Annotated in this window: 36 protein-coding genes; 1 reads left to right on the forward strand and 35 read right to left on the reverse strand. The window is 33.9% G+C overall.

Annotated elements, in window-relative coordinates; all coding sequences use genetic code 11:
* Positions 1–7: 7 nt before the first annotated feature.
* The gene (locus I0K12_RS01910; protein WP_196885210.1) at positions 8–454 is read left to right on the forward strand and encodes an ankyrin repeat domain-containing protein; all 447 of its coding nucleotides are present in this window, start codon (positions 8–10) and stop codon (positions 452–454) included.
* 68 nt (positions 455–522) lie between these two features.
* Here the strand turns inward: I0K12_RS01910 and ctlX are convergent, their stop codons facing one another.
* The 35 genes from ctlX to fusA all read right to left on the reverse strand — a co-directional run bounded on the left by ctlX (position 523) and on the right by fusA (position 22,581).
* Entirely contained in the window at positions 523–1,452 is a 930-nt protein-coding gene (gene ctlX / locus I0K12_RS01915) for a citrulline utilization hydrolase CtlX (protein ID WP_196885211.1), read from the reverse strand.
* 9 nt (positions 1,453–1,461) lie between these two features.
* Positions 1,462–2,418, reverse strand: a complete 957-nt coding sequence (locus I0K12_RS01920) for an arginase (RefSeq protein WP_196885212.1) — start codon at positions 2,416–2,418, stop codon at positions 1,462–1,464.
* A gap of 110 nt (positions 2,419–2,528) precedes the next feature.
* Entirely contained in the window at positions 2,529–3,818 is a 1,290-nt protein-coding gene (locus I0K12_RS01925; RefSeq protein ID WP_196885213.1) for a citrate synthase, read from the reverse strand.
* A 240-nt stretch (positions 3,819–4,058) separates the two neighbouring features.
* Positions 4,059–5,351 carry a phosphopyruvate hydratase gene (gene eno / locus I0K12_RS01930; protein WP_196885214.1) on the reverse strand — a complete coding sequence of 431 codons (1,293 nt, stop codon included), beginning with the start codon at positions 5,349–5,351 and terminating at the stop codon, positions 4,059–4,061.
* Positions 5,352–5,356: 5 nt separating this feature from the next.
* A complete protein-coding gene (gene carA / locus I0K12_RS01935) occupies positions 5,357–6,466 on the reverse strand; it encodes a glutamine-hydrolyzing carbamoyl-phosphate synthase small subunit (RefSeq protein WP_196885215.1) in 1,110 nt (369 codons plus the stop codon).
* Positions 6,467–6,556: 90 nt separating this feature from the next.
* Entirely contained in the window at positions 6,557–7,039 is a 483-nt protein-coding gene (rplQ, locus tag I0K12_RS01940; protein ID WP_196885216.1) for a 50S ribosomal protein L17, read from the reverse strand.
* 25 nt (positions 7,040–7,064) lie between these two features.
* Positions 7,065–8,057, reverse strand: a complete 993-nt coding sequence (locus tag I0K12_RS01945) for a DNA-directed RNA polymerase subunit alpha (RefSeq protein ID WP_196885217.1) — start codon at positions 8,055–8,057, stop codon at positions 7,065–7,067.
* Positions 8,058–8,081: 24 nt separating this feature from the next.
* On the reverse strand, positions 8,082–8,687 hold the full coding sequence (gene rpsD, locus I0K12_RS01950) for a 30S ribosomal protein S4 (protein WP_196885218.1): 606 nt from the start codon (positions 8,685–8,687) through the stop codon (positions 8,082–8,084).
* An 89-nt stretch (positions 8,688–8,776) separates the two neighbouring features.
* Entirely contained in the window at positions 8,777–9,160 is a 384-nt protein-coding gene (rpsK, locus tag I0K12_RS01955; RefSeq protein ID WP_196885219.1) for a 30S ribosomal protein S11, read from the reverse strand.
* Positions 9,161–9,172: 12 nt separating this feature from the next.
* Positions 9,173–9,547, reverse strand: coding sequence for a 30S ribosomal protein S13 (gene rpsM, locus I0K12_RS01960; protein ID WP_196885220.1), 375 nt, complete (start codon positions 9,545–9,547; stop codon positions 9,173–9,175).
* Between the two features lie 2 nt (positions 9,548–9,549).
* Positions 9,550–9,666, reverse strand: coding sequence for a type B 50S ribosomal protein L36 (gene ykgO / locus I0K12_RS01965; RefSeq protein ID WP_073316873.1), 117 nt, complete (start codon positions 9,664–9,666; stop codon positions 9,550–9,552).
* A gap of 10 nt (positions 9,667–9,676) precedes the next feature.
* The gene (infA, locus tag I0K12_RS01970) at positions 9,677–9,892 is read right to left on the reverse strand and encodes a translation initiation factor IF-1 (RefSeq protein ID WP_152285504.1); all 216 of its coding nucleotides are present in this window, start codon (positions 9,890–9,892) and stop codon (positions 9,677–9,679) included.
* Positions 9,892–11,232, reverse strand: a complete 1,341-nt coding sequence (gene secY, locus I0K12_RS01975) for a preprotein translocase subunit SecY (RefSeq protein WP_196885221.1) — start codon at positions 11,230–11,232, stop codon at positions 9,892–9,894. The genes infA and secY overlap by 1 nt, the downstream gene beginning before the upstream one ends.
* A 12-nt stretch (positions 11,233–11,244) precedes the next feature.
* On the reverse strand, positions 11,245–11,697 hold the full coding sequence (rplO, locus tag I0K12_RS01980) for a 50S ribosomal protein L15 (RefSeq protein WP_196885222.1): 453 nt from the start codon (positions 11,695–11,697) through the stop codon (positions 11,245–11,247).
* A gap of 15 nt (positions 11,698–11,712) precedes the next feature.
* Positions 11,713–11,895, reverse strand: a complete 183-nt coding sequence (rpmD, locus tag I0K12_RS01985) for a 50S ribosomal protein L30 (protein ID WP_196885223.1) — start codon at positions 11,893–11,895, stop codon at positions 11,713–11,715.
* Between the two features lie 12 nt (positions 11,896–11,907).
* Positions 11,908–12,432: a 30S ribosomal protein S5 gene (gene rpsE, locus I0K12_RS01990; protein ID WP_196885224.1), complete on the reverse strand. Its 525-nt coding sequence runs from the start codon at positions 12,430–12,432 to the stop codon at positions 11,908–11,910.
* 8 nt (positions 12,433–12,440) lie between these two features.
* Positions 12,441–12,794, reverse strand: coding sequence for a 50S ribosomal protein L18 (gene rplR, locus I0K12_RS01995; protein WP_196885225.1), 354 nt, complete (start codon positions 12,792–12,794; stop codon positions 12,441–12,443).
* A gap of 11 nt (positions 12,795–12,805) precedes the next feature.
* Positions 12,806–13,348, reverse strand: a complete 543-nt coding sequence (gene rplF, locus I0K12_RS02000) for a 50S ribosomal protein L6 (protein ID WP_196885226.1) — start codon at positions 13,346–13,348, stop codon at positions 12,806–12,808.
* Positions 13,349–13,363: 15 nt separating this feature from the next.
* Positions 13,364–13,762: a 30S ribosomal protein S8 gene (rpsH, locus tag I0K12_RS02005; RefSeq protein WP_196885227.1), complete on the reverse strand. Its 399-nt coding sequence runs from the start codon at positions 13,760–13,762 to the stop codon at positions 13,364–13,366.
* A gap of 20 nt (positions 13,763–13,782) precedes the next feature.
* Positions 13,783–14,052 carry a 30S ribosomal protein S14 gene (gene rpsN, locus I0K12_RS02010; protein WP_196885228.1) on the reverse strand — a complete coding sequence of 90 codons (270 nt, stop codon included), beginning with the start codon at positions 14,050–14,052 and terminating at the stop codon, positions 13,783–13,785.
* Positions 14,053–14,055: 3 nt separating this feature from the next.
* Positions 14,056–14,607 (reverse strand): 50S ribosomal protein L5, encoded by a 552-nt coding sequence (gene rplE, locus I0K12_RS02015; protein ID WP_196885229.1) that lies wholly within the window; start codon positions 14,605–14,607, stop codon positions 14,056–14,058.
* A 2-nt stretch (positions 14,608–14,609) separates the two neighbouring features.
* Positions 14,610–14,918, reverse strand: coding sequence for a 50S ribosomal protein L24 (gene rplX, locus I0K12_RS02020; RefSeq protein ID WP_196885230.1), 309 nt, complete (start codon positions 14,916–14,918; stop codon positions 14,610–14,612).
* A 15-nt stretch (positions 14,919–14,933) separates the two neighbouring features.
* Positions 14,934–15,302, reverse strand: a complete 369-nt coding sequence (gene rplN / locus I0K12_RS02025; RefSeq protein ID WP_196885231.1) for a 50S ribosomal protein L14 — start codon at positions 15,300–15,302, stop codon at positions 14,934–14,936.
* A 2-nt stretch (positions 15,303–15,304) separates the two neighbouring features.
* Positions 15,305–15,562, reverse strand: a complete 258-nt coding sequence (gene rpsQ, locus I0K12_RS02030; RefSeq protein ID WP_196885232.1) for a 30S ribosomal protein S17 — start codon at positions 15,560–15,562, stop codon at positions 15,305–15,307.
* Between the two features lie 14 nt (positions 15,563–15,576).
* Complete coding sequence (gene rpmC / locus I0K12_RS02035; protein WP_196885233.1) at positions 15,577–15,768, reverse strand: 50S ribosomal protein L29; 192 nt, start codon at positions 15,766–15,768, stop codon at positions 15,577–15,579.
* Positions 15,769–15,780: 12 nt separating this feature from the next.
* The gene (gene rplP / locus I0K12_RS02040) at positions 15,781–16,209 is read right to left on the reverse strand and encodes a 50S ribosomal protein L16 (protein ID WP_196885234.1); all 429 of its coding nucleotides are present in this window, start codon (positions 16,207–16,209) and stop codon (positions 15,781–15,783) included.
* Positions 16,210–16,230: 21 nt separating this feature from the next.
* On the reverse strand, positions 16,231–16,941 hold the full coding sequence (gene rpsC, locus I0K12_RS02045) for a 30S ribosomal protein S3 (protein WP_196885235.1): 711 nt from the start codon (positions 16,939–16,941) through the stop codon (positions 16,231–16,233).
* Positions 16,942–16,953: 12 nt separating this feature from the next.
* The gene (gene rplV, locus I0K12_RS02050) at positions 16,954–17,361 is read right to left on the reverse strand and encodes a 50S ribosomal protein L22 (protein WP_196885236.1); all 408 of its coding nucleotides are present in this window, start codon (positions 17,359–17,361) and stop codon (positions 16,954–16,956) included.
* Between the two features lie 9 nt (positions 17,362–17,370).
* On the reverse strand, positions 17,371–17,652 hold the full coding sequence (gene rpsS, locus I0K12_RS02055) for a 30S ribosomal protein S19 (RefSeq protein WP_196885237.1): 282 nt from the start codon (positions 17,650–17,652) through the stop codon (positions 17,371–17,373).
* A gap of 7 nt (positions 17,653–17,659) precedes the next feature.
* Complete coding sequence (gene rplB / locus I0K12_RS02060) at positions 17,660–18,484, reverse strand: 50S ribosomal protein L2 (protein WP_196885238.1); 825 nt, start codon at positions 18,482–18,484, stop codon at positions 17,660–17,662.
* A gap of 13 nt (positions 18,485–18,497) precedes the next feature.
* Positions 18,498–18,788: a 50S ribosomal protein L23 gene (rplW, locus tag I0K12_RS02065; protein WP_196885239.1), complete on the reverse strand. Its 291-nt coding sequence runs from the start codon at positions 18,786–18,788 to the stop codon at positions 18,498–18,500.
* A 9-nt stretch (positions 18,789–18,797) separates the two neighbouring features.
* Positions 18,798–19,427, reverse strand: a complete 630-nt coding sequence (rplD, locus tag I0K12_RS02070) for a 50S ribosomal protein L4 (protein WP_196885240.1) — start codon at positions 19,425–19,427, stop codon at positions 18,798–18,800.
* Entirely contained in the window at positions 19,427–20,044 is a 618-nt protein-coding gene (gene rplC, locus I0K12_RS02075; RefSeq protein WP_196885241.1) for a 50S ribosomal protein L3, read from the reverse strand. Before rplC ends, rplD begins: the two co-directional genes overlap by 1 nt.
* 89 nt (positions 20,045–20,133) lie before the next feature.
* Positions 20,134–20,439, reverse strand: coding sequence for a 30S ribosomal protein S10 (gene rpsJ / locus I0K12_RS02080; protein ID WP_196885242.1), 306 nt, complete (start codon positions 20,437–20,439; stop codon positions 20,134–20,136).
* 18 nt (positions 20,440–20,457) lie between these two features.
* Positions 20,458–22,581, reverse strand: coding sequence for an elongation factor G (gene fusA / locus I0K12_RS02085; RefSeq protein ID WP_196885243.1), 2,124 nt, complete (start codon positions 22,579–22,581; stop codon positions 20,458–20,460).
* Positions 22,582–22,583 lie beyond the last annotated feature (2 nt).

The raw sequence follows: 22,583 nt of genomic DNA on the forward strand, positions 1-22,583 counted from the left end.
ATATAAAATGACAAAAAAACTATTATTACTAAGTTTATTTACAGCAATTTCGATTGCAAGTTTTGGTCAAACTGTAAATAAAAATACTTTAAAAGCTATTAAAGAAAATAACACAAAAGTTATTGAAAAAATTCAAAAAGAAAACTACAACAAATGTTTTCAAATTAAAAATAGCAATAGTACTTACACGTATTTAACCATAAGTATTAAACTTGAAAACATCGATGCTGTAAAACATTTAGTTAATAATGGTGCTGACGTAGAAAAAGTTTGTAGAAGTAAAACTCCTTTAATGTATGCTGTAAAATATGGAAACCTAGAAATGGTTAAGTTTTTATTGGCAAATGGAGCAGATAAAAATGCTCAAAACAAAAAAGGATTTACTGCCTTAGACTACGCAAAAAAATATAGGCATTCAAAAATTGAAGAATATTTGAATAACTACACAAATTAATCAACCAAAATTTACTTTTTTTCATTGTATTAAAAAAGCTACTTAGTTATTAAGTAGCTTTTTTATTTTTATTTTCTTGGTAAAAATACCTCAGCAATCATACATCTTGCTCCTCCTCCACCGTAATACTCTATGGTATCAAGTGGTGAAGCTAAAATCTCACAATGTTTTTCAATAGAATTAATCTGATTTTTAGTCAATGAATCTTTAGCTTGTTGACTCATCACCAAGAATTTTTCCCCATTTTCTCCTTCTACCTGAATTACATTTCCTGCTAAATGATGCATTTGTTTTTCTGTAATCGAAATAATTTCTTTCCCTGAATCTTTCAATTGAGAAGTAACTAATTTCTTTTCTTTTTTAGCTTTAATAGATTCCAAACAAACTATTGCAAAAGAATCTGCAACACTCATCATTACGTTTGTATGATAAATTTCGTGTTTCGCTCCATTATAGTTTTGATAAGCATAAAAAATCACAGGTAAGTACCCAAAATCCTCACAAAAATCGATAAATAAATCTTCATCTGTTCTTTGTGAAATACAAGCATACGCTATTTTGTTTACTCTATCTAAGATAAAACTTCCTGTTCCTTCTAAAAAAATATCGTCAAACTCTGCTTCAGAATAGTCAACTACATTTTCGATATGAAAACCTTTTTCTTCCAATAGATCTAGAACATCTTCTCGTTTTTCTTTTCTTCTGTTTTCTGCAAACATTGGATAAATTCCAACATCTCCATTTTGGTGAAAAGAAATCCAGTTATTTGGAAAAATTGCATCTGGACTTTCAGAATTGTCTTCTAAAACAATAACTTCCACTCCATGAGATCTTAAATTTGAAACAAACAAATCAAATTCCTCTTGTGCTTTTGCTAAAATTGTTGCAGGAAGTACATTTCCTTCGTTCTTTTGAAAAAAATTATTTTTCGCAGTCTCCGCATTCCATCCAAAATAAGACGGACGCACCATCATAATCGTGTTTGTTGTTTGCTTCATTTTTTTATCTTAATCTAATGTTTCTTTAATTTTCTCAGAGATATCATGTAGAACATCAAATGCTGCATGAGCCATTCTGTTTTCAGTATCTAAAGTTGGATTCACTTCTACTACCTCAAAACAAGCAACTTTATTTGTTGCTACGAAAGCTGCAATAATATCTTTAATCTCAAACTGATCATATCCTCTAGAAACAGGTGTTCCAGTTCCTTTAGAAATAATATCACAATCCATACTATCCACATCAAAAGAGATATAAATCAAATCACAATCTTGTAATTTTGCAACAGCTTCCTCCAAACAAAGACGGAAACCTCTATAACGCATTTCTTCTACAGTGTAATTTTTGATTCCTAATTTCTCAATGATATAATCTTCTGGCTCTTCAGTATCACGAACTCCGAAATAAACTACATCTTTGGCAGCAACCTTTGGAGCAATTCCTCCAATACTTTTCATTGCATCCCATTGCGCAACTGTGTCCGCATTTGGTTCATTAATTTGTCTGTCCATGTTATCTTCAGCAAGAGCAGCTGCTAAAGGCATTCCATGAACATTTCCTGAAGGAGTTGTATATGGCGAGTGAATATCTGCGTGTGCATCAATCCAAACAACACCAATTCTTTTCTCTGGAAAAGCATTTTTCACCCCACTAATTGTTCCTAAAGCAGAAGAGTGATCTCCAGATAAAACTAATGGAAATTCATTTCCTTCTAATACTGATTTTACAGTATAATTTAATCTTGTACAAACAGAAACAATATTCTTGATTCTCTTTGCTTTTGGAGTATTTACTTCTTTATAAATCGCTTCATTTTCAGTCTCTACATCCACAAATTCAAATTGATTGAAATAATGATTGTTTTCGTTAATTGCAGCAATTTCCATTGCATCAATTCCCATATCAGAACCTCTTGTTCCAGCTCCAATATCAGAACGATTTTTAATTATTTTTATATTCTTCATTGCTAATTCTATAAGTTATTCTAGTAGTCACAAAAGTACGAGATTTTAGATATAAAAAAAACCTCATATAGTAACATATGAGGCTTTTAAGCTTTTTATTCTGAAAGATATTATCTATCTCCCATTGTTGTAAACTCTCTAAGATTTTCTCCAGTATAGATTTGTCTTGGTCTACCGATTGGCTCTCCGTTAAGACGCATTTCTCTCCATTGAGCAATCCATCCTGGTAAACGTCCGATAGCAAACATAACTGTGAACATTTCTGTTGGTATTCCTAAAGCTTTGTAGATAATTCCAGAGTAGAAATCTACGTTTGGATATAATTTACGAGCTTTGAAATACTCATCATTTAATGCTACTTCCTCTAATTTCTTAGCGATATCTAAGATAGGATCTTCGATTCCTAATTCTTGTAATACCTCGTCAGCAGCTTTCTTGATGATTCTTGCACGTGGATCGAAGTTTTTATAAACTCTGTGTCCGAATCCCATTAAACGGAAAGGATCGTTTTTATCCTTAGCTTTCAGTACGAATTTATCAACATCTCCTCCGTCAGCTTGGATTTGCTCTAACATTTCAATAACCGCTTGGTTAGCTCCTCCATGAAGTGGTCCCCATAAAGCAGAAACTCCAGCAGAAATAGAAGCGAATAATCCTGCGTGAGCAGAACCAACGATTCTTACTGTAGATGTAGAACAGTTTTGTTCGTGATCAGCGTGTAAGATTAATAATTTATCTAATGCTTTAGCAACAGTAGGATTGATTTTGTATTCCTCTGTTGGTTTTCTGAACATTAATTGCATTAAATTTTCGATAAATCCTAAAGAGTTGTCAGCGTAGTTTAAAGGATGTCCTTGATTTTTACGGTGTGCCCAAGAAGCTAATACAGGGAATTTACTTAATAATTTAACGATTGCCTTGTACATATCCTCTTCAGATTCAACATTTACTGACTTTGGATTGAAAGCAGTAAGAGCTGAAGTTAATGAAGAAACAATTCCCATAGGGTGTGCCTTTCTTGGGAAACCATCTAAGATGTTTTTCATTTCTTCGTTTACAAGAGAATGCTTCTTTATGTCATTATCAAATTTAGATAACTGAGCAGTTGTAGGTAATTCACCAAAGATTAATAAATACATTACTTCTAAGAAAGAAGACTTTTCAGCCAAATCTTCAATAGAGTATCCTCTGTAACGTAAAATACCTTTTTCACCATCCAAAAATGTAATACCACTAAAACAAGATCCTGTATTCTTATAACCTGGATCGATAGTAATCACATTTCCTTCAGTTGTACCTCTCAAAGCTTTAATATCAATGGCAAGCTCGTTTTCACTTCCTTTTACAACTGGAAATTCATACACCTTACCATCTATTTCTAATTTTGCTATATCTGACATAATTTATCTTAATTTAAACTTTATTCTTTACGATGCACGAAAATACAATATTTAATTGTTTTTTCTATACAATTATTCAAAAAAAAACATTAATTTATTCAGAGTTTAACAAACGAAATCACTTAATGTTATCCGTTATATAGCTTTTAGAACAATTAATTAAAATATAGTTAAAAAAATTATAAACGCATTGATAACATTAAGTGATTTAGTATCAATTATTTTATGTAAAATATTGTTTTACATTTTCACTTTGAAAGCATTATTCTTAGGAAAATACGCTGTTTCAGCTAATTCTTCCTCAATTCTTAGTAATTGATTGTACTTCGCCATTCTATCTGATCTTGAAGCAGAACCAGTTTTGATTTGACCAGTATTTAAAGCTACAGCTAAATCAGCAATTGTACTATCTTCAGTTTCTCCAGAACGATGAGACATTACTGAAGTCATTCCTGCATTGTGTGCCATATTTACAGCTGCAATAGTCTCCGTTAATGTTCCAATTTGGTTTACTTTGATTAAGATAGAATTTGCAGATTTTTGCTCAATTCCTTTTGATAATCTTTCCACATTAGTTACGAATAAATCATCTCCAACAATCTGAACTCTTTCTCCAACTGTTTCATGTAATTTATTCCATCCATTCCAATCATTTTCATCCATTCCATCTTCGATAGAAATAATTGGATATTTCTCTGTTAATTTAGCTAAATATGCAGATTGCTCTTCAGAAGTACGGATTGCTCCAGTTTCTCCTTCGAACTTAGTATAATCATATTTACCATCCACATAGAATTCAGATGCAGCAACATCTAAAGCTAATAAGATATCTTCTTTTGGCTTATATCCTGCATTTTCGATAGCTTTCATTACTGTATCTAAAGCATCTTCTGTACCTTCAAAACTTGGAGCAAATCCTCCTTCGTCTCCTACAGCTGTACTTAAGTTTCTATCGTGTAAGATTTTCTTTAAGTGATGAAAAATTTCACTTCCCATTTTTAATGACTCAGCAAAGTTTGAAGCATTTACTGGCATAATCATAAATTCTTGGAAAGCAATTGGAGCGTCTGAGTGCGAACCTCCATTGATGATGTTCATCATTGGAACTGGTAATGTATTTGCACTAACTCCTCCTACATATCTATACAATGGTAATCCTAATTCTTGTGCTGCTGCTCTTGCTGCTGCTAAAGAAACTCCTAAAATTGCATTTGCTCCTAACTTTGCTTTGTTTGGAGTACCATCCAACTCAATCATTGTTTGGTCAATTGCATTTTGTTCAAAAACAGAAAAACCTAATAGTGCTGGAGCAATAAGTTCATTTACATTATTTACTGCGTTCAACACACCTTTTCCCATATAATCAGATCCTCCATCTCTCAATTCTACTGCTTCATATTCTCCTGTTGAAGCACCAGATGGAACAGCAGCTCTACCTAAAGAACCGTTTTCTGTAATTACATCTACTTCAACTGTTGGATTCCCTCTAGAATCAAAAATTTGACGCGCATGGATGTTAATTATAATACTCATAACTATTAATTTTTATGTTTTGTTATATTTTCGATAAATTGGTCAAATAAATACGTAGAATCATTTGGTCCAGGACTTGCTTCTGGGTGATATTGAACAGAGAAACAATTCTTGTTTTTCATACGCATTCCTGCTAAAGTATCATCATTTAAATGAACATGAGTTACTTCCATTTCTTCACTATCTTCAACTTGCTTTCTATCAGCAACGAATCCGTGATTTTGTGAAGTAATTTCTCCTTTACCAGTAAGTAAATTTTTAACAGGGTGATTTATTCCACGGTGACCATTATGCATTTTGAAAGTTGAAATTCCATTTGCTAATGCAATAATTTGGTGCCCTAAACAAATTCCAAATAAAGGTAAGTCTTTTTCGATAATTTTACTAGCAACTTCCTGTGCACTTTTTAATGGTTCTGGATCTCCAGGTCCATTTGATAAAAAGTATCCATCAGGATTAAATGAAGCTAAATCTTCAAAAGACGCATCGTATGGGAATACTTTAATATAACAATCTCTTGAAGCTAAATTTCTTAAGATATTTGTTTTAATTCCTAAATCTAAAGCAGAAACTTTGTATTTCGCATCTTCATTTCCGAAGAAATAAGGAACTTTTGTAGAAACCTTAGAAGCAAGTTCTAATCCTACCATATTAGGGATATTTGCTAATTCCTTCTTTAATTCCTCAATGTTTGTATTTGTAGAAATAACAGCATTCATCGCTCCTTTATCTCTCACATATCTTACTACAGCTCTAGTATCAACATCAGAAATTGCAACTACATTTTGTTTCTTGAAATAATTTTCAAGAGAATCTGTTGCTTTTTCTCTAGAATATTCAAAACTAAAATTACGACAGATTAATCCTGAAATTTTAACTGAATCAGATTCCACATCTTCCTCTTCTTGTACTCCGTAATTTCCAATATGAGCATTTGTAGTAACCATTAATTGCCCAAAATAAGAAGGGTCTGTAAAAATTTCTTGATATCCAGTAGTACCAGTGTTAAAACAGATTTCACCGAAAGCTGTACCTTCAATTCCGATTGATTTTCCTTCGAATACAGTTCCGTCTTCTAATAATAAAATAGCTTTGTTGTGTTGTGTGTATTTCATATTTTAAAATGGATTTTCAAATGTTCAAATATAAAAAAAAGGATAAGCTTAAAAACGCTTATCCTTTTAAATTTTATTAATGCAAATACATTAATTTTCTTCTTTAGTTTCTTCAACTTCTATTGCTGGAGCTTCAACCTGAGTTTCAGCAGAAGCTTTAGATCTACTTCTACGAGTAGTTTTCTTCTTCTTCTTACCGTTAGGGTTGTAAACTTCGTTATAATCAACAAACTCGATCATTGCCATTGGAGCGTTATCTCCTTGACGATTACCTAATTTGATGATACGTAAGTATCCTCCTGGACGGTCACCAACTTTTACTGAAATTTCTTTGAATAATTCAGTAACAGCATATTTATTTCTTAAGTAACTAAATACAACTCTTCTGTTGTGTGTAGTATCCTCTTTTGATTTTGTAACTAAAGGCTCAACAAACTGACGTAAAGCTTTAGCTTTAGCAACAGTTGTATTGATACGCTTGTGCTCGATTAAAGAACAAGCCATATTTGCTAACATCGCTTTTCTATGCGCTGTCTTTCTTCCTAAGTGGTTGAATTTTTTCCCGTGTCTCATCGTTATTCTTACTTGGGTTCAGAAATTAATCCTTATCTAATTTATACTTACTTAAATCCATACCGAAATGTAACCCCTTATTATGAACTAGTTCATCTAATTCTGTAAGTGATTTCTTACCGAAATTACGGAATTTCATTAAGTCATTTTTATTGAATGAAACTAAGTCACCTAAAGTTTCAACTTCAGCCGCTTTTAAACAATTTAGTGCTCTTACAGATAAATCCATATCCACTAATTTTGTTTTTAATAACTGTCTCATGTGAAGAGATTCTTCATCATAAGTTTCAGTTTGAGCAATTTCATCAGCTTCCAATGTAATTCTCTCATCTGAGAATAACATGAAATGATGAATCAAAATCTTAGCTGCTTCAGTTAAAGCATCTTTTGGAGTAATAGATCCATCAGTAATAATATCAAAAACCAGTTTTTCGTAATCTGTTTTTTGTTCTACACGATAATTTTCAATCGCGTATTTTACATTTTTAATTGGAGTAAAAATAGAGTCCGTGAAAATAGTACCAATTGGTGCTCCGGATTTCTTATTTTCTTCCGATGGAACAAATCCTCTACCTTTTTCAATGGTAATCTCCATATCAATCTTCACAGATTTTTCCATGTTACAGATTACTAAGTCAGGATTTAATACTTGGAAACCAGAAATAAATTTCTGAAAATCACCAGCAGTAAGTTGATCTTGACCTGTTACAGAAATAGTTACAGTTTCTCTATCAGAATCTTCAATTTGCTTCTTAAAACGTACTTGCTTTAGGTTTAGGATGATTTCGGTAACATCTTCAACCACACCTTTGATTGTAGAGAATTCATGCTCTACAGATTCTATACGTACAGAAGTTATTGCAAATCCTTCTAAAGAAGAAAGTAAAACTCTTCTTAATGCGTTACCTACCGTTAATCCGAAACCAGGCTCTAACGGTCTGAATTCAAATCTACCTTCAAAGTCGGTAGAGTTTATCATGATAACTTTATCGGGCTTTTGAAAATTTAAAATTGCCATAGTTGGACTGGTCTTTTTTAAAAATTATTTAGAGTATAACTCTACTATTAATTGTTCTTTGATATTCTCTGGGATTTGAAGTCTTTCAGGTACACTTACAAAAGTACCTTCAACTTTATCAGAGTTCCAAGTAAGCCACTCGTATGATTCACTTCTATTAGCTAAAGAATTTTCAATTGCTTCTAAAGATTTAGATTTCTCTCTAACAGCAATAACATCTCCAGCTTTAAGTCTGTAAGATGGAATGTTTACTAACTCACCATTTACAGTAATATGTCTATGAGATACTAATTGACGTGCAGCTCTACGTGTTGGAGCAATTCCTAAACGGAAAACTACGTTGTCTAAACGAGACTCACATAATTGAAGTAAGATTTCACCAGTAATTCCTTTACTACTAGATGCTTTTTCAAATAATCTACGGAATTGACGCTCTAAAATACCATAAGTATACTTAGCTTTTTGCTTTTCTTGTAACTGAATAGCATACTCAGATTTTTTAGCTCTTCTTTTTGCATTTCCATGTTGTCCTGGAGGGAAATTTCTTTTTTCAAAAGATTTATCATCTCCGAAGATCGCTTCACCAAACTTACGAGCAATCTTAGTCTTTGGTCCTGTATATCTTGCCATTTCTATTATTATTATAAATAGGAATTATGAATTAAGGCATTTCCTTCGATAATTTCGTTCCTATTTTTAAAATTAATTAAATTCTTTTATTAAACTCTTCTTCTCTTTGGAGGTCTACATCCATTGTGTGGTAATGGAGTAACATCAATAATTTCAGTTACTTCAATTCCTGCATTGTGAATAGATCTGATCGCAGATTCTCTACCATTTCCAGGTCCTTTCACATATACTTTAACCTTTCTTAAACCTGCTTCGTGAGCTACAGCAGCACAGTCTTCAGCAGCTGTTTGTGCAGCATAAGGAGTGTTCTTTTTAGAACCTCTGAATCCCATCTTTCCAGCAGTTGACCAAGAAATTACGTCTCCTTTCTTATTCGTTAAAGAAATAATGATATTATTAAAAGAAGCTGTAATGTGTGCCTCACCAATTGCTTCAACAACAACTTTACGTTTTTTCGAATTTGATTTTGCCATAATTCCTAGTTATTATTTAGTTGCTTTCTTTTTGTTAGCCACTGTTTTTCTCTTACCTTTTCTAGTTCTAGAATTGTTTTTAGTTCTTTGTCCTCTTAAAGGTAAACTATTTCTGTGACGGATACCTCTATTACATCCAATATCCATTAAACGCTTAATATTTAACTGAATCTCAGAACGTAATTCTCCTTCTAAAGTATACTCTCCGATTTGCTCTCTAATACGAGAAATCTCATCATCAGACCAATCTTGAACTTTTGTATTTTCGTCTACTTTTGCAACAGCTAAAATTTCTTTAGCTCTACTGCTACCAATTCCAAAAATATAGGTTAAAGAAATAACTCCTCTTTTATTCTTTGGTATATCAATTCCTGCTATTCTTGCCATAACTATCCTTGTCTTTGTTTAAATCTAGGATTCTTTTTATTGATTACATATAATCTGCCTTTTCTACGCACAATCTTGCACTCGGCACTTCTTTTCTTTAATGATGCTCTTACTTTCATCGTTTAATCTTTAGTATCTATAAGTAATTCTTGCTTTTGTAAGGTCATAAGGGCTCATCTCTAATTTTACCTTATCTCCTGGTAATAATTTGATATAATGCATACGCATTTTACCCGAAATATGAGCTGTAACTATGTGTCCATTTTCTAATTCAACACGGAACATTGCATTTGACAATGCTTCCGTGATTGTTCCATCTTGCTGTATTGCTGCTTGTTTAGCCATTATGCTACTGATTTTCTTTTACTTCCTGTCTTCATTAATCCATCATAATGACGGTTCAATAAGTGAGAATTAATTTGTTGAATAGTATCAATTGCAACTCCAACCATAATGATTAAAGACGTTCCTCCATAAAAAATAGCCCAAGATTGTGTAATTCCAAACTTAAATGCTATCGCAGGTAAGATTGCTAATAAAGCTAACATCAAAGATCCTGGTAATGTAATTTTCGATAAAATCGAATCTAACATACTTGCAGTCTCTTCTCCTGGTCTAACACCTGGAATAAATCCATTGTTTCTCTTTAAATCTTCTGCCATTTTGTTTGTAGGAATTGTAATTGCCGTATAGAAATAACTAAATATAATTATTAATAAGGCAAATACCAAATTATATCCTAATCCATTTATATCGCTAAAACTAGTTGCTATTGATTTAATACTAGAATCATCATTAACTTGATTAGCAATAGCTCCTGGAACAAACATAATTGCTTGAGCAAAAATGATTGGCATTACACCTGCTGAATTTAATTTCAATGGAATATATTCTCTAGCACCTGCAACATCTTTCACATCTCCAGCAATAGTCTTACGAGCATATTGCACTCCAATCTTTCTAACTGCAGTTACTAGTAAAATACAAGCTAAAATTACAGCAAACCAAACAACTACTTCAATTAAGATCATTATTGCACCTCCTGTTGATCCTGCAATACGAGAAGTAAACTCCTGTACGAAAGCTCCAGGGAAACGTGCAATAATTCCGATCATAATTAAAAGTGAAATACCGTTTCCAATACCCTTATCTGTAATTTTTTCTCCAAGCCACATTGCGAAAATAGTACCTGAAGTTAAAAGTACCATTGACGAAATCCAAAACATTCCACCACTTAAATACATTGCTGATTCTGGGATTAAGCTACTTAAATTTGTAATATAAGCAGGTCCTTGAACAGCAGTAATCAGAATCGTTAACCAACGTGTAATTTGGTTAATTTTCTTTCTTCCACTCTCTCCATCTTTCTGTAATTTTTGTAAATAAGGAACCGCAATTCCCATTAACTGAACTACAATCGAAGCAGAAATATAGGGCATAATTCCTAATGCCATTATGGATGCTTGTGCGAATGCTCCTCCTGTGAACATATTTAAAATGCTCAACAGTCCTCCTTCTCCTGTTTGATTTTGTAGCGCTGCTTGAGCTGATGCTACATCAATACCGGGTAAGGAAACTTGAGCCGCAAAGCGGTAAATTACCATGAATATTAATGTTAGAACGATCTTAGTTTTAAGCTCTTCTATTTTTGAAATGTCTTTTATGGCTTGAATAAATTTTTTCATTTAAGGTATTTCTTATAAAGTAATTACTTCTCCTCCCGCAGCTTCTACAGCAGCTTTAGCTGTTGCAGTAAACTTGTGAGCTGAGATTTTTAATTTTGCTTTTAACTCTCCTCTACCTAATATCTTAACTAGATCATTCTTACGAGCTAATCTGTTTGCAACGATTACTTCCATATCTAAAGTATCAGTAATTCTTCCTTGCTCAACTAACTCTTGAATTCTATCTAAGTTAATACCAACATACTCCTTACGGTTGATGTTTGTAAATCCAAACTTAGGTACACGTCTTTGAAGTGGCATTTGTCCTCCCTCAAATCCGATTTTACGAGAATATCCTGAACGAGATTTAGCTCCTTTGTGTCCTCTTGTAGCAGTACCACCTTTTCCAGAACCTTCACCTCTACCTACTCTCTTTCCTTTTCTGATTACAGAACCTTCAGCAGGTTTTAAGTTGTTTAAAATCATAACGTTTCAGATTTCTTATTTAACTTCCTCAACAGAAATTAAGTGTTTAACTTTGTTTACCATTCCAAGGATAGTAGGTGTAGCGTCGTGTTCTACTACTTGGTTCATTTTACGTAATCCTAAAGCCTCTAAAGTTCTTTTTTGATCTTGAGGACGGTTGATTTCGCTTCTAACTTTTGTTACTCTGATCTTTGCCATTTTCCTTAGTTATTAACCGTTAAAAACTTTTGATAAAGAAATTCCTCTTTGTTTAGCGATTGCTTCAGCACTACGTAATTGTAATAACGCATCAAAAGTAGCTTTAACTACGTTATGAGCATTTGAAGATCCTTGAGACTTTGATAATACATCATGTACACCAACTGACTCAAGTACCGCACGTACAGCTCCTCCGGCAATTACTCCCGTACCATGAGATGCAGGTTGTAAGTATACTCTAGCTCCTCCAAATTTACCTTTTTGTTCATGTGGTAAAGTATGGTTGATAATAGGAATTCTTACTAAATTTTTCTTTGCATCTTCTATAGCTTTAGCGATTGCAGAAGCAACATCTTTAGATTTACCTAAACCATGTCCTACAACACCGTTTCCATCACCTACAACAACAATAGCAGAAAAACCAAATGTTCTACCTCCTTTTGTTACTTTAGTTACTCTGTTAACACCTACTAAGTGATCTTGTAATTCTAAACCACTTGGCTTAACTCGTTCTACGTTTTTATATTTTTGAAACATAATCTTTGTTAAAATTTTAATCCTGCTTCTCTCGCAGCGTCAGCTAGAGTTTTAACTCTACCATGATACAAATATCCATTTCTATCGAATGCACAAGTTTCAATCCCTGCTTTGATTGCACCTTCAGCAATTGCTTTACCAACTTTGGCAGCCATTTCTGATTTAGTACCTTCAGCAGCTAGTGCTTTATCTCTTGATGAAACAGAAACGATAGTTGTTCCTGTTGTGTCATCAATTAATTGAGCATAAATTTCTTTATTACTTCTGAATACAGATAACCTAGGTTTTTGGCTAGTTCCAGAAACAATCTTTCTAATTCTACGCTTAATTCTTTGTCTTCTTTCAAGCTTTGATAATGCCATAATACTATTAATTATGCAGATTTACCTGCTTTTCTTCTTAATACTTCTCCTACAAATTTAACTCCTTTTCCTTTGTACGGCTCAGGCTTACGGAAAGAACGAATCTTTGCAGCTACTTGTCCTACCAATTGCTTATCGAAAGAAGTTAACTTAACGATTGGATTTTTACCTTTTTCAGATATAGTCTCAACTTTTACTTCAGGAGCTAAGTCGATAACGATGTTATGTGAAAAACCTAAGGCTAAATCTAATTTTTGACCTTGGTTGCTAGCTCTATATCCAACTCCTACTAACTCTAATGAAATTGTGAATCCTTTAGAAACACCTTCCATCATGTTGTTAATTAAAGCTCTATATAAACCGTGCTTAGCTCTATGATCTTTAGATTCAGATGGTCTCTCTAAAACGATTTGACCATCTTCTTCTTTTACTGTGATATCTTTTATTTCTTGAGATAACTCTCCCAATTTTCCTTTTACTGTAACCTCGTTACCGTTGATAGTAACAGTTACACCTTCTGGTATCGCGATTGGGCTTTTTCCTATTCTTGACATCTCTACTAAATTATTTTAATATACGTAACACAATACTTCTCCACCTACGTTTTCTTGACGAGCTTTTTTGTTCGTCATTACTCCTTTAGATGTTGAAACGATTGCAATTCCAAGTCCGTTTAATACTCTAGGCATTTCACTAGCACTTGCATACTTACGTAAACCAGGTTTACTAATACGTTCAATATGTTTGATTACAGGCTCTTTAGTTTCCTTATCATATTTTAAGGCAATCTTGATAGTTCCTTGAACACCTTCGTTCATGAACTTGTAGCTTAAAACATAACCTTGATCAAACAAGATCTTAGTGATTTCCTGCTTCAATTTAGAAGTTGGAATTTCAACTACTCTATGTCCTGCACTTACCGCGTTTCTAACTCTAGTTAGATAATCTGCTATTGGATCTGTGTACATCTTCTTACTATTTAATTAGTTTACCAACTTGCTTTTTTAACTCCTGGTATTAATCCTTGATTTGCCATTTCACGGAAAGTCACACGAGAAATTCCGAATTGACGCATATACCCTTTTGGTCTTCCTGTTAATTTACAACGATTGTGTAAACGTACTGGTGAAGCATTTTTAGGTAACTTTTGTAAACCTTCATAGTCTCCAGCAGCTTTTAACGCTTTTCTTTTCTCAGCGTACTTATCAACAGTTTTTTGTCTTTTAACCTCACGGGCTTTCATTGATTCTTTAGCCATTCCTTAACTCTTTTTAAATGGTAATCCTAATTCGCCTAATAATGATTTTGCTTCCTTGTCCGTTTGAGCAGATGTTACGAAAGTAATATCCATCCCTCCAATTTTGTTTACTTTGTCAATATCAATTTCTGGGAAAATGATTTGCTCAGTAATACCTAAATTGTAGTTTCCACGTCCGTCAAAACCGTTCGCTTTAATACCGTCAAAATCTCTTACACGTGGTAATGAGATAGTGATTAATCTATCTAAGAATTCATACATTCTTTCTCCTCTTAACGTAACTTTTGCTCCAATTGGCATCCCTTTACGTAATTTGAAAGTTGCAACATCCTTCTTAGAAATAGTTGCTACTGCTTTTTGACCTGTAATTTTAGTCAATTCTTCAACAGCGTGATCTATTAATTTTTTATCGGCAACTGCAGCACCAACACCTTTAGAAACAACAATCTTTTCTAATTTTGGTACTTGCATTACATTTTTGTATCCGAATTCTTCTGTAAGAGCAGAAATTATTCTACTCTTATATTCTCCTTTAAGTCTTGGTATATAACTCATGATTATATAGCTTTATCAGATTTTTTTGAAACCCTAACTTTTTTATCACCTTCCATTTTAAACTTAACTTTAGTAGTTTCTCCGTTTTCTACTAACATTAAGTTTGAAATATGTAAAGAAGCTTCTTTCTTTACAATTCCTCCTTGTGGACTTTGAGCGCTAGGTTTAGTATGCTTAGATATCATGTTAACACCTTCAACAATAGCTCTGTTTTTTGCTGGGAAAACTCTTGAAACTTTTCCTTCTTCACCTTTGTGATCTCCAGCAATAACTCTTACTAAATCTCCTGATTTGATCTTTAATTTTGCCATTTTACTCTAAATTTATTAAAGCACTTCAGGTGCTAATGATACAATTTTCATGAATTGTTTCTCACGAAGTTCTCTAGCAACTGGACCAAATACACGTGTTCCTCTCATCTCCTCAGTTGGATTTAATAATACACATGCATTGTCATCAAATCTGATATATGATCCGTCTTTACGTCTAACTTCTTTCTTTGTACGAACTACAACTGCTCTTGAAACTTGTCCTTTCTTTACGTTTCCGTTAGGTGCAGCATCCTTTACAGTAACTACAATTTTATCACCAACAGAAGCGTAACGTTTTTTTGTTCCTCCTAAAACGCGGATAACTAAAACCTCTTTAGCTCCAGTATTATCTGCTACTCTTAATCTTGATTCAGTCTGTAACATAATTATTTAGCTCTTTCAATGATTTCTACTAATCTCCAACGTTTAGATTTACTCATTGGACGTGTCTCCATTATCTTAACAGTGTCTCCAATGTTACAATCATTTGTCTCATCGTGTGCAACATATTTTTTTGTCTTTAACACGAATTTACCGTACATAGGGTGTTTTACTCTTGTTACCTCTGAAACAACGATAGATTTCTCCATTTTGTTACTTGTAACTACACCTATTCTCTCTTTTCTAAGATTTCTTTTTTCCATCTTGTCGAGTACAATTATTGTAATTCTCTTTTAGTTAATTCCGTAGCAATTTTTGCCACAGTTCTTCTAAGGGCTCTGATTTGCATTGGAGCGTCCAATGGTGAAATTGTATGAGCCATCTTCAGATCAGTATAATCCTTTTTCAACGCACTAAGTTTATCTTGTAACTCAGCTGTTGATAATTCTTTTATTTCTGATTGTTTCATTTCTTAAATCAATTAAGCGTTATCAAAATCCCTAGCTACAACAAACTTAGTCTTTACTGGAAGTTTTTGTGCCGCTAAACGTAAAGCCTCTTTTGCGATTTCCATTGGTACTCCACCAACTTCAAACATGATTCTTCCTGGTTTAACTACAGCAACAAAATATTCTGGAGCTCCCTTACCTTTACCCATACGTACTTCTAAAGGCTTTTTAGTAATTGGCTTGTCTGGGAATATTTTAATCCATAATTGTCCCTCTCTCTTCATGTAACGAGTAGCTGCGATACGCGCTGCCTCGATTTGGCGAGCTGTAATCAAATCTTGTTCTAAAGCTTTGATACCGAACATTCCATTTGAAAGTTGATGCCCTCTTTGAGAGTTTCCTTTCATGTTCCCTTTCGCCTTCTGTACTTTACGATATTTTACTCTTTTTGGCTGTAACATCTTAAATACTAAATTTTAAAATTATTTTCTACGACGAGATTTTTGATTTCTACCTGATTTACCTCCTTGTTTCTTAGATAATCCTACTAATGGAGATAATTCTCTTTTACCATAAACCTCACCTTTCATGATCCATACTTTAACTCCGATTCTTCCGTAAGTAGTATGAGATTCAACAAGTGCATAATCAATATCAGCTCTAAAAGTAGAAAGAGGGATTCTACCTTCTTTATAGTGCTCAGAACGTGCCATTTCAGCTCCGTTTAAACGACCTGAAATTTGAACTTTGATCCCTTCTGCGTTCATACGCATTGCAGCAGCAATAGCCATCTTGATTGCTCTTCTGTATGAAATACGATTTTCAATCTGACGAGCAATAGAAGCAGCTACTAAATTTGCATCAAGTTCTGGACGCTTGATTTCAAAGATATTAATTTGTACTTCTTTGTTTGTAATTTTCTTAAGCTCCTCTTTAATCTTGTCTACCTCTTGTCCACCTTTTCCGATAATGATACCAGGTCTAGCAGTAGTGATAGTAACGGTTACAAGTTTAAGTGTACGCTCAATAATAATTCTAGAAACACTTGCTTTATATAATCTTGCGCTAAGATATTTTCTAATTTTCGCGTCTTCAGCAATCTTATCACCGTAGTTGTTTCCTCCGTACCAGTTAGATTCCCATCCTCTGATGATTCCTAAACGATTTCCTATTGGATTAGTCTTTTGTCCCATTTCTACTTATGATTAATTGCTTTCAACATTTTTATTACCTAACACCATAGTCACGTGATTAGAACGTTTTCTAATTCTATGTGCACGACCTTGTGGTGCTGGTCTTAATCTTTTTAACATCGCTGCGCTGTCAACATATATTTCTTTAACGTATAATTCAGCATCCTCAATGCTTAAATCTTCGTTTTTAGCTTGCCAGTTTGCAATTGCAGATAATAATAATTTCTCTAAGTTTACTGAAGATGCTTTAGGATTAAATTTTAAAATCTGTAAAGCTTTCTCTACTTCAACTCCTCTAATTAAATCTGCCACCAAACGCATTTTTCTTGGTGATGTAGGACAGCCATTAAGCTTTGCAAAAGCAGTATGCTTTTTTGCTTCTTTTATCTGTTGTGCTCTTAATTTTTTACGAACTCCCATGATTTCCTACTATTTTTTACCTTTATTTTTCTTATCCGCACCGTGTCCTCTAAATGAACGAGTTGGTGAAAATTCTCCTAATTTATGACCTACCATATTCTCTGTTACATATACAGGAACGAATTGACGTCCGTTATGTACAGCGATAGTTTGCCCAACAAAATCAGGTGTAATCATTGATGCTCTAGACCATGTCTTGATCACAGATTTCTTACCTGACTCAATATTTGCTTGAACTTTCTTATCTAAACTAATAGATACGAATGGTCCTTTCTTTAATGAACGTGCCATATCTTAATTATTTTTTTCTACGTTCTATAATATACTTGTTACTCGCCTTAGTCTTAGATCTTGTCTTGAATCCTTTAGCAGGTACTCCATTTCTAGATCTTGGATGTCCTCCAGAAGAACGTCCTTCACCACCTCCCATTGGGTGATCAACTGGGTTCATACGAACAGGGTTCGTTCTTGGTCTTCTTCCTAACCATCTGCTTCTACCTGCTTTACCAGATACTAATAACTGGTGATCTGAGTTAGAAACAACTCCGATAGTAGCGTAACAAGTTACAAGGATTAATCTAGTCTCTCCTGATGGTAACTTTACTGTAGCATACTTACCATCTCTCGCCATTAATTGAGCAAAAGAACCTGCACTACGAGCCATAATAGCTCCTTGTCCTGGTCTTAACTCGATACAAGAAATTGTAGTTCCTAAAGGTATATTGCTTAAAGGCATAGTATTTCCAATCTCTGGAGCTACTTCTTCACCTGAAACAACAGTTTGACCAACTTTTAAACCACCTTGTGCGATGATATAACGCTTCTCACCATCTACATAGTTTAATAAAGCGATAAAAGCAGTACGATTTGGATCGTACTCAATAGTTTTTACTGTTGCAGGTACACCATGCTTATCTCTTTTGAAATCGATAATACGGTATTTTTTCTTATGACCACCACCTAAGTAGCGCATAGTCATTTTACCTTTGTTGTTTCGACCACCAGATCTTTTTTTCGGAGCTAATAAACTTTTCTCCGGCTTGTCAGTAGTAATGGCGTCGAAACCATTTACTACTCTAAAACGCTGACCTGGCGTTACTGGTTTTAATTTTCTAACTGACATTTGTTATCTTCTCTTAGATATTGTTATAAAAATCAATAGTTTCTCCTTCTGCTAACTGAACAATTGCTTTTTTGTATCCTCCTTTAACAGCCTCAGACATACCTTTTTTAGTATACTTTGTTGTTCTTTGAGTAGGATAGTTCATTGTTCTTACAGCCTCAACTGAAACTCCGTAAGTAGTTTCAACTGCAGCCTTAATTTGAATTTTATTAGCATTCTTGTTTACAACAAAACCATAACGATTATTTAATTCGCTATCGTTTGTTATCTTTTCCGTAATAATAGGTTTAATTAAAATACTCATTGCGTTGACCTATTTGCTTAAATTTGATTCAATTCCTTCCACAGTACTTTCTAAAAGTACAACCTTGTTAGCATTCAAAATTTCGTAAGTACTTAATAATGAGCTATTTACAGATTTTACCTTTTTCAAATTACGTGACGACAAATATACATTATTATTTGATTCACCCAACACAAAAAGAGATTTAATATTATCTAACTCAAATGTTTTCAAAATATTAACAAATTTCTTTGTACTTGGAGTTTCTAAATTAAAATCTTCAACTACTAATAAATTGTTCTCTTTTGCTTGAATACTTAATGCAGATTTACGAGCTAATCTCTTTAAGTTTTTGTTTAATTTGAAAGAGTAGTTTCTTGGTCTTGGTCCAAAAATTCTACCTCCTCCTCTAAACACAGGAGATTTGATAGATCCTGCACGTGCAGTACCTGTTCCTTTTTGCTTCTTAATTTTTCTTGTACTACCAGCGATCTCAGCTCTTTCTTTAGCTTTGTGAGTTCCTTGTCTTCTATTTGCTAAGTGTTGCTTAACATCTAAATAGATTGCATGATCATTCGGCTCGATAGCAAAGATAGAATCAGAAAGTTCTACTTGTCTTCCTGTTTCTTTTCCATTTATATCTAAAACTGCTACTTTCATTATTTTTCAATGATTAGGTAAGAGTTTTTGTGTCCAGGAACTGCTCCTTTAACTACTAATAAATTCTTATCAGCTACTACTTTTAAAACTCTTAAGTTTTGAACTTTAACTTTATCTCCACCCATTCTTCCTGCCATACGCATTCCTTTGAATACTCTTGCAGGATAAGATGCAGCTCCAATAGAACCAGGTGCTCTTAAACGGTTATGCTGACCGTGAGTTGCTTGTCCAACTCCAGCAAATCCGTGACGTTTTACAACCCCTTGGAATCCTTTACCTTTAGAAACTCCTGATACATCAACGAATTCCCCTTCAGCAAAGTGCTCAACAGTGATTGAATCACCTAATTTATATTCTTCTTCAAATCCTTGAAATTCAACAACTCTCTTCTTAGCAGTAGTTCCTGCTTTTTTGAAGTGACCTTCTAAAGCTTTTGTAGTATGCTTTTCAGATTTGTCATCGAAACCAAGTTGTAACGCATTATACCCGTCAACCTCTTCGGTTCTGACTTGGGTAACCACACAAGGACCAGCTTCTATAACTGTACATGGAATATTTTTTCCATTTTCGTCAAAAAGACTAGTCATCCCGATTTTTCTTCCTATTAACCCAGACATTATTTATAAAATTTATTATTATTTATTATTATTTCGCAGAAGAAGTTACCTAGAAACCTAGGTAACTTTTATTCTACTTTTGTTTTTTATCAAACTTTGATTTCCACTTCAACTCCTGAAGGTAATTCCAATTTCATTAAAGCATCAATAGTCTTAGAAGAAGAACTATAGATATCTAATAATCTTTTGTAAGAACTTAATTGGAATTGCTCTCTAGATTTCTTGTTTACGTGTGGAGAACGTAATACAGTGAAAATCTTTTTATTTGTTGGTAAAGGAATTGGCCCGTTAATAACAGCTCCTGTATTCTTTACTGTCTTTACGATTTTCTCAGCAGATTTGTCTACTAAGTTGTGATCGTATGATTTTAATTTTATTCTGATTTTTTGACTCATTGTTTCTAACTTTAGCTATTAACCTTTCGCTTTCTCAATTACTTCCTCTTGGATGTTAGAAGGAGTTTGTGCATAGTGAGAGAATACCATTGATGATGTTGCTCTACCTGATGTTAATGTTCTTAATGTAGTTACATATCCAAACATTTCAGATAATGGAACATCAGCTCTTACAACTTTAGCTCCAGACTTATCATCCATACTATTCACTTGTCCTCTACGACGGTTTAAATCTCCTACTACATCTCCCATGTTCTCTTCTGGAGTAACAACTTCTAAACTCATGATTGGCTCTAAGATCACAGCACCTGCAGCTTTCGCTCCAGACTTATATCCTAACTTAGCAGCTAATTCGAAAGAAAGTTGATCTGAATCCACAGGGTGGAAAGATCCATCCTTAAGAGTAACTTTCATAGAATCCATTACGAATCCAGCTAAAGGTCCATTTTGCATTGCCTCTTTGAATCCTTTTTCTACTGAAGGAATGAATTCTTTAGGAATACGTCCACCTTTAATCTCATCAACAAACTGTAAACCTGGTCCTTTGAAGTCTTCATCAGCTTTACCCATTTCGAATACGATATCTCCAAATTTACCACGTCCTCCAGATTGCTTCTTATAAGTCTCTCTAAGTTCTGTAGTATTCATGAATGCTTCTTTGTACTCTACTTGTGGCTCACCTTGAGTTACTTCAACTTTGAACTCACGTTTTAAACGGTCAACGATGATATCTAAGTGAAGCTCTCCCATTCCTGAAATTACTGTTTGACCTGAAGCCTCATCAGTTTTTACTTGGAATGTTGGATCTTCTTCTGCTAATTTAGCTAAAGCTAAACCTAATTTTTCAACATCAGCTTTAGTTTTTGGCTCAACAGCAATACCAATTACTGGATCAGGGAAATCCATACTTTCTAATACAATAGGAGCTTCTTGAGCACATAATGTATCTCCAGTTTTGATATCCTTAAATCCTACAGCAGCTCCAATATCTCCAGCTTCGATATACTCGATAGCGTTTTGTTTATTTGAGTGCATTTGGTAGATACGAGAAATACGTTCTTTTTTACCAGAACGAGAATTCCAAACGTAAGATCCTGCATCTAATCTTCCAGAATAAGCACGGAAGAAAGCTAAACGTCCTACGAAAGGATCTGTAGCAATCTTAAATGCTAATGCTGAGAAAGGATCATTTACATCTGGTTTACGAGAAGTTTCCTCTTCAGTCTTAGGGTTAGTTCCTACAATATCATCTTTATCTAAAGGAGAAGGTAAATATCTACAAACTGCGTCTAATAAGAATTGAACTCCTTTATTTTTAAATGCAGATCCACAGATCATTGGAATGATAGCCATATCCATTACAGCAGCTCTTAAAGCAGCATGTACTTCATCTTCTGTAATTGAATCTTCATCTTCCATAAACTTCTCTAAAAGATTGTCATCATAAGCAGCAACCTCCTCGATTAATAAAGCCCTGTACTCAGCAGCTTCTTCTTTTAAGTCTTCAGGAATTTCAATAATATCAAAAGTAGATCCTTTAGTTTCATCATGCCATACAATAGCTCTGTTTTTAACTAAATCAATCACTCCTCTAAAATCAGCTTCATCTCCAATTGGTAAAACAATAGGAACAGCATTAGAACCTAACATTTCTTTAACTTGTTTACACACGTTTAAGAAGTTAGCTCCCTGACGGTCCATCTTGTTTACAAATCCCATTCTTGGAACTTTGTAGTTATCAGCTAATCTCCAGTTAGTTTCAGATTGAGGCTCAACACCATCAACTGCACTAAATAAGAAAACTAATCCATCAAGAACTCTCAAAGAACGGTTTACCTCTACTGTAAAGTCAACGTGACCTGGAGTATCAATAATGTTAAAGTGGTATCCTTTAGCATCACTAGTTGGCTTCCCGTTTTCAGTTGGGAACTGCCAAGTACAAGTAGTTGCAGCAGATGTAATTGTAATTCCTCTTTCTTGCTCTTGTTCCATCCAGTCCATTGTAGCAGCACCATCATGTACTTCTCCAATTTTATGAGAAACTCCAGTATAATAAAGGACACGTTCTGTTGTTGTAGTCTTACCAGCATCAATATGCGCAGCAATACCAATATTTCTTGTGTATTTTAAATCTCTTGCCATGG

The organism is Aureivirga sp. CE67, from assembly GCF_015767245.1.
GTDB lineage: Bacteria > Bacteroidota > Bacteroidia > Flavobacteriales > Flavobacteriaceae > Aureivirga.

Excerpts from the sequence above, each read along its gene's own strand:
- I0K12_RS01910 (WP_196885210.1), top strand. The coding sequence starts at position 8 with ATGACAAAAAAACTATTATTACTAAGTTTATTTACAGCAATTTCGATT.
- ctlX (WP_196885211.1), bottom strand. The coding sequence starts at position 1,452 with ATGAAGCAAACAACAAACACGATTATGATGGTGCGTCCGTCTTATTTT.
- I0K12_RS01920 (WP_196885212.1), bottom strand. The coding sequence starts at position 2,418 with ATGAAGAATATAAAAATAATTAAAAATCGTTCTGATATTGGAGCTGGA.
- I0K12_RS01925 (WP_196885213.1), bottom strand. The coding sequence starts at position 3,818 with ATGTCAGATATAGCAAAATTAGAAATAGATGGTAAGGTGTATGAATTT.
- eno (WP_196885214.1), bottom strand. The coding sequence starts at position 5,351 with ATGAGTATTATAATTAACATCCATGCGCGTCAAATTTTTGATTCTAGA.
- carA (WP_196885215.1), bottom strand. The coding sequence starts at position 6,466 with ATGAAATACACACAACACAACAAAGCTATTTTATTATTAGAAGACGGA.
- rplQ (WP_196885216.1), bottom strand. The coding sequence starts at position 7,039 with ATGAGACACGGGAAAAAATTCAACCACTTAGGAAGAAAGACAGCGCAT.
- I0K12_RS01945 (WP_196885217.1), bottom strand. The coding sequence starts at position 8,057 with ATGGCAATTTTAAATTTTCAAAAGCCCGATAAAGTTATCATGATAAAC.
- rpsD (WP_196885218.1), bottom strand. The coding sequence starts at position 8,687 with ATGGCAAGATATACAGGACCAAAGACTAAGATTGCTCGTAAGTTTGGT.
- rpsK (WP_196885219.1), bottom strand. The coding sequence starts at position 9,160 with ATGGCAAAATCAAATTCGAAAAAACGTAAAGTTGTTGTTGAAGCAATT.
- rpsM (WP_196885220.1), bottom strand. The coding sequence starts at position 9,547 with ATGGCAAGAATAGCAGGAATTGATATACCAAAGAATAAAAGAGGAGTT.
- ykgO (WP_073316873.1), bottom strand. The coding sequence starts at position 9,666 with ATGAAAGTAAGAGCATCATTAAAGAAAAGAAGTGCCGAGTGCAAGATT.
- infA (WP_152285504.1), bottom strand. The coding sequence starts at position 9,892 with ATGGCTAAACAAGCAGCAATACAGCAAGATGGAACAATCACGGAAGCA.
- secY (WP_196885221.1), bottom strand. The coding sequence starts at position 11,232 with ATGAAAAAATTTATTCAAGCCATAAAAGACATTTCAAAAATAGAAGAG.
- rplO (WP_196885222.1), bottom strand. The coding sequence starts at position 11,697 with ATGATTTTAAACAACTTAAAACCTGCTGAAGGTTCTGTAATCAGAAAA.
- rpmD (WP_196885223.1), bottom strand. The coding sequence starts at position 11,895 with ATGGCAAAGATCAGAGTAACAAAAGTTAGAAGCGAAATCAACCGTCCT.
- rpsE (WP_196885224.1), bottom strand. The coding sequence starts at position 12,432 with ATGTTTCAAAAATATAAAAACGTAGAACGAGTTAAGCCAAGTGGTTTA.
- rplR (WP_196885225.1), bottom strand. The coding sequence starts at position 12,794 with ATGGCATTATCAAAGCTTGAAAGAAGACAAAGAATTAAGCGTAGAATT.
- rplF (WP_196885226.1), bottom strand. The coding sequence starts at position 13,348 with ATGTCAAGAATAGGAAAAAGCCCAATCGCGATACCAGAAGGTGTAACT.
- rpsH (WP_196885227.1), bottom strand. The coding sequence starts at position 13,762 with ATGTACACAGATCCAATAGCAGATTATCTAACTAGAGTTAGAAACGCG.
- rpsN (WP_196885228.1), bottom strand. The coding sequence starts at position 14,052 with ATGGCTAAAGAATCAATGAAAGCCCGTGAGGTTAAAAGACAAAAAACT.
- rplE (WP_196885229.1), bottom strand. The coding sequence starts at position 14,607 with ATGAGTTATATACCAAGACTTAAAGGAGAATATAAGAGTAGAATAATT.
- rplX (WP_196885230.1), bottom strand. The coding sequence starts at position 14,918 with ATGGCAAAATTAAAGATCAAATCAGGAGATTTAGTAAGAGTTATTGCT.
- rplN (WP_196885231.1), bottom strand. The coding sequence starts at position 15,302 with ATGTTACAGACTGAATCAAGATTAAGAGTAGCAGATAATACTGGAGCT.
- rpsQ (WP_196885232.1), bottom strand. The coding sequence starts at position 15,562 with ATGGAAAAAAGAAATCTTAGAAAAGAGAGAATAGGTGTAGTTACAAGT.
- rpmC (WP_196885233.1), bottom strand. The coding sequence starts at position 15,768 with ATGAAACAATCAGAAATAAAAGAATTATCAACAGCTGAGTTACAAGAT.
- rplP (WP_196885234.1), bottom strand. The coding sequence starts at position 16,209 with ATGTTACAGCCAAAAAGAGTAAAATATCGTAAAGTACAGAAGGCGAAA.
- rpsC (WP_196885235.1), bottom strand. The coding sequence starts at position 16,941 with ATGGGACAAAAGACTAATCCAATAGGAAATCGTTTAGGAATCATCAGA.
- rplV (WP_196885236.1), bottom strand. The coding sequence starts at position 17,361 with ATGGGAGTTCGTAAAAAATTAAGAGCACAACAGATAAAAGAAGCAAAA.
- rpsS (WP_196885237.1), bottom strand. The coding sequence starts at position 17,652 with ATGGCACGTTCATTAAAGAAAGGACCATTCGTATCTATTAGTTTAGAT.
- rplB (WP_196885238.1), bottom strand. The coding sequence starts at position 18,484 with ATGTCAGTTAGAAAATTAAAACCAGTAACGCCAGGTCAGCGTTTTAGA.
- rplW (WP_196885239.1), bottom strand. The coding sequence starts at position 18,788 with ATGAGTATTTTAATTAAACCTATTATTACGGAAAAGATAACAAACGAT.
- rplD (WP_196885240.1), bottom strand. The coding sequence starts at position 19,427 with ATGAAAGTAGCAGTTTTAGATATAAATGGAAAAGAAACAGGAAGACAA.
- rplC (WP_196885241.1), bottom strand. The coding sequence starts at position 20,044 with ATGTCTGGGTTAATAGGAAGAAAAATCGGGATGACTAGTCTTTTTGAC.
- rpsJ (WP_196885242.1), bottom strand. The coding sequence starts at position 20,439 with ATGAGTCAAAAAATCAGAATAAAATTAAAATCATACGATCACAACTTA.
- fusA (WP_196885243.1), bottom strand. The coding sequence starts at position 22,581 with ATGGCAAGAGATTTAAAATACACAAGAAATATTGGTATTGCTGCGCAT.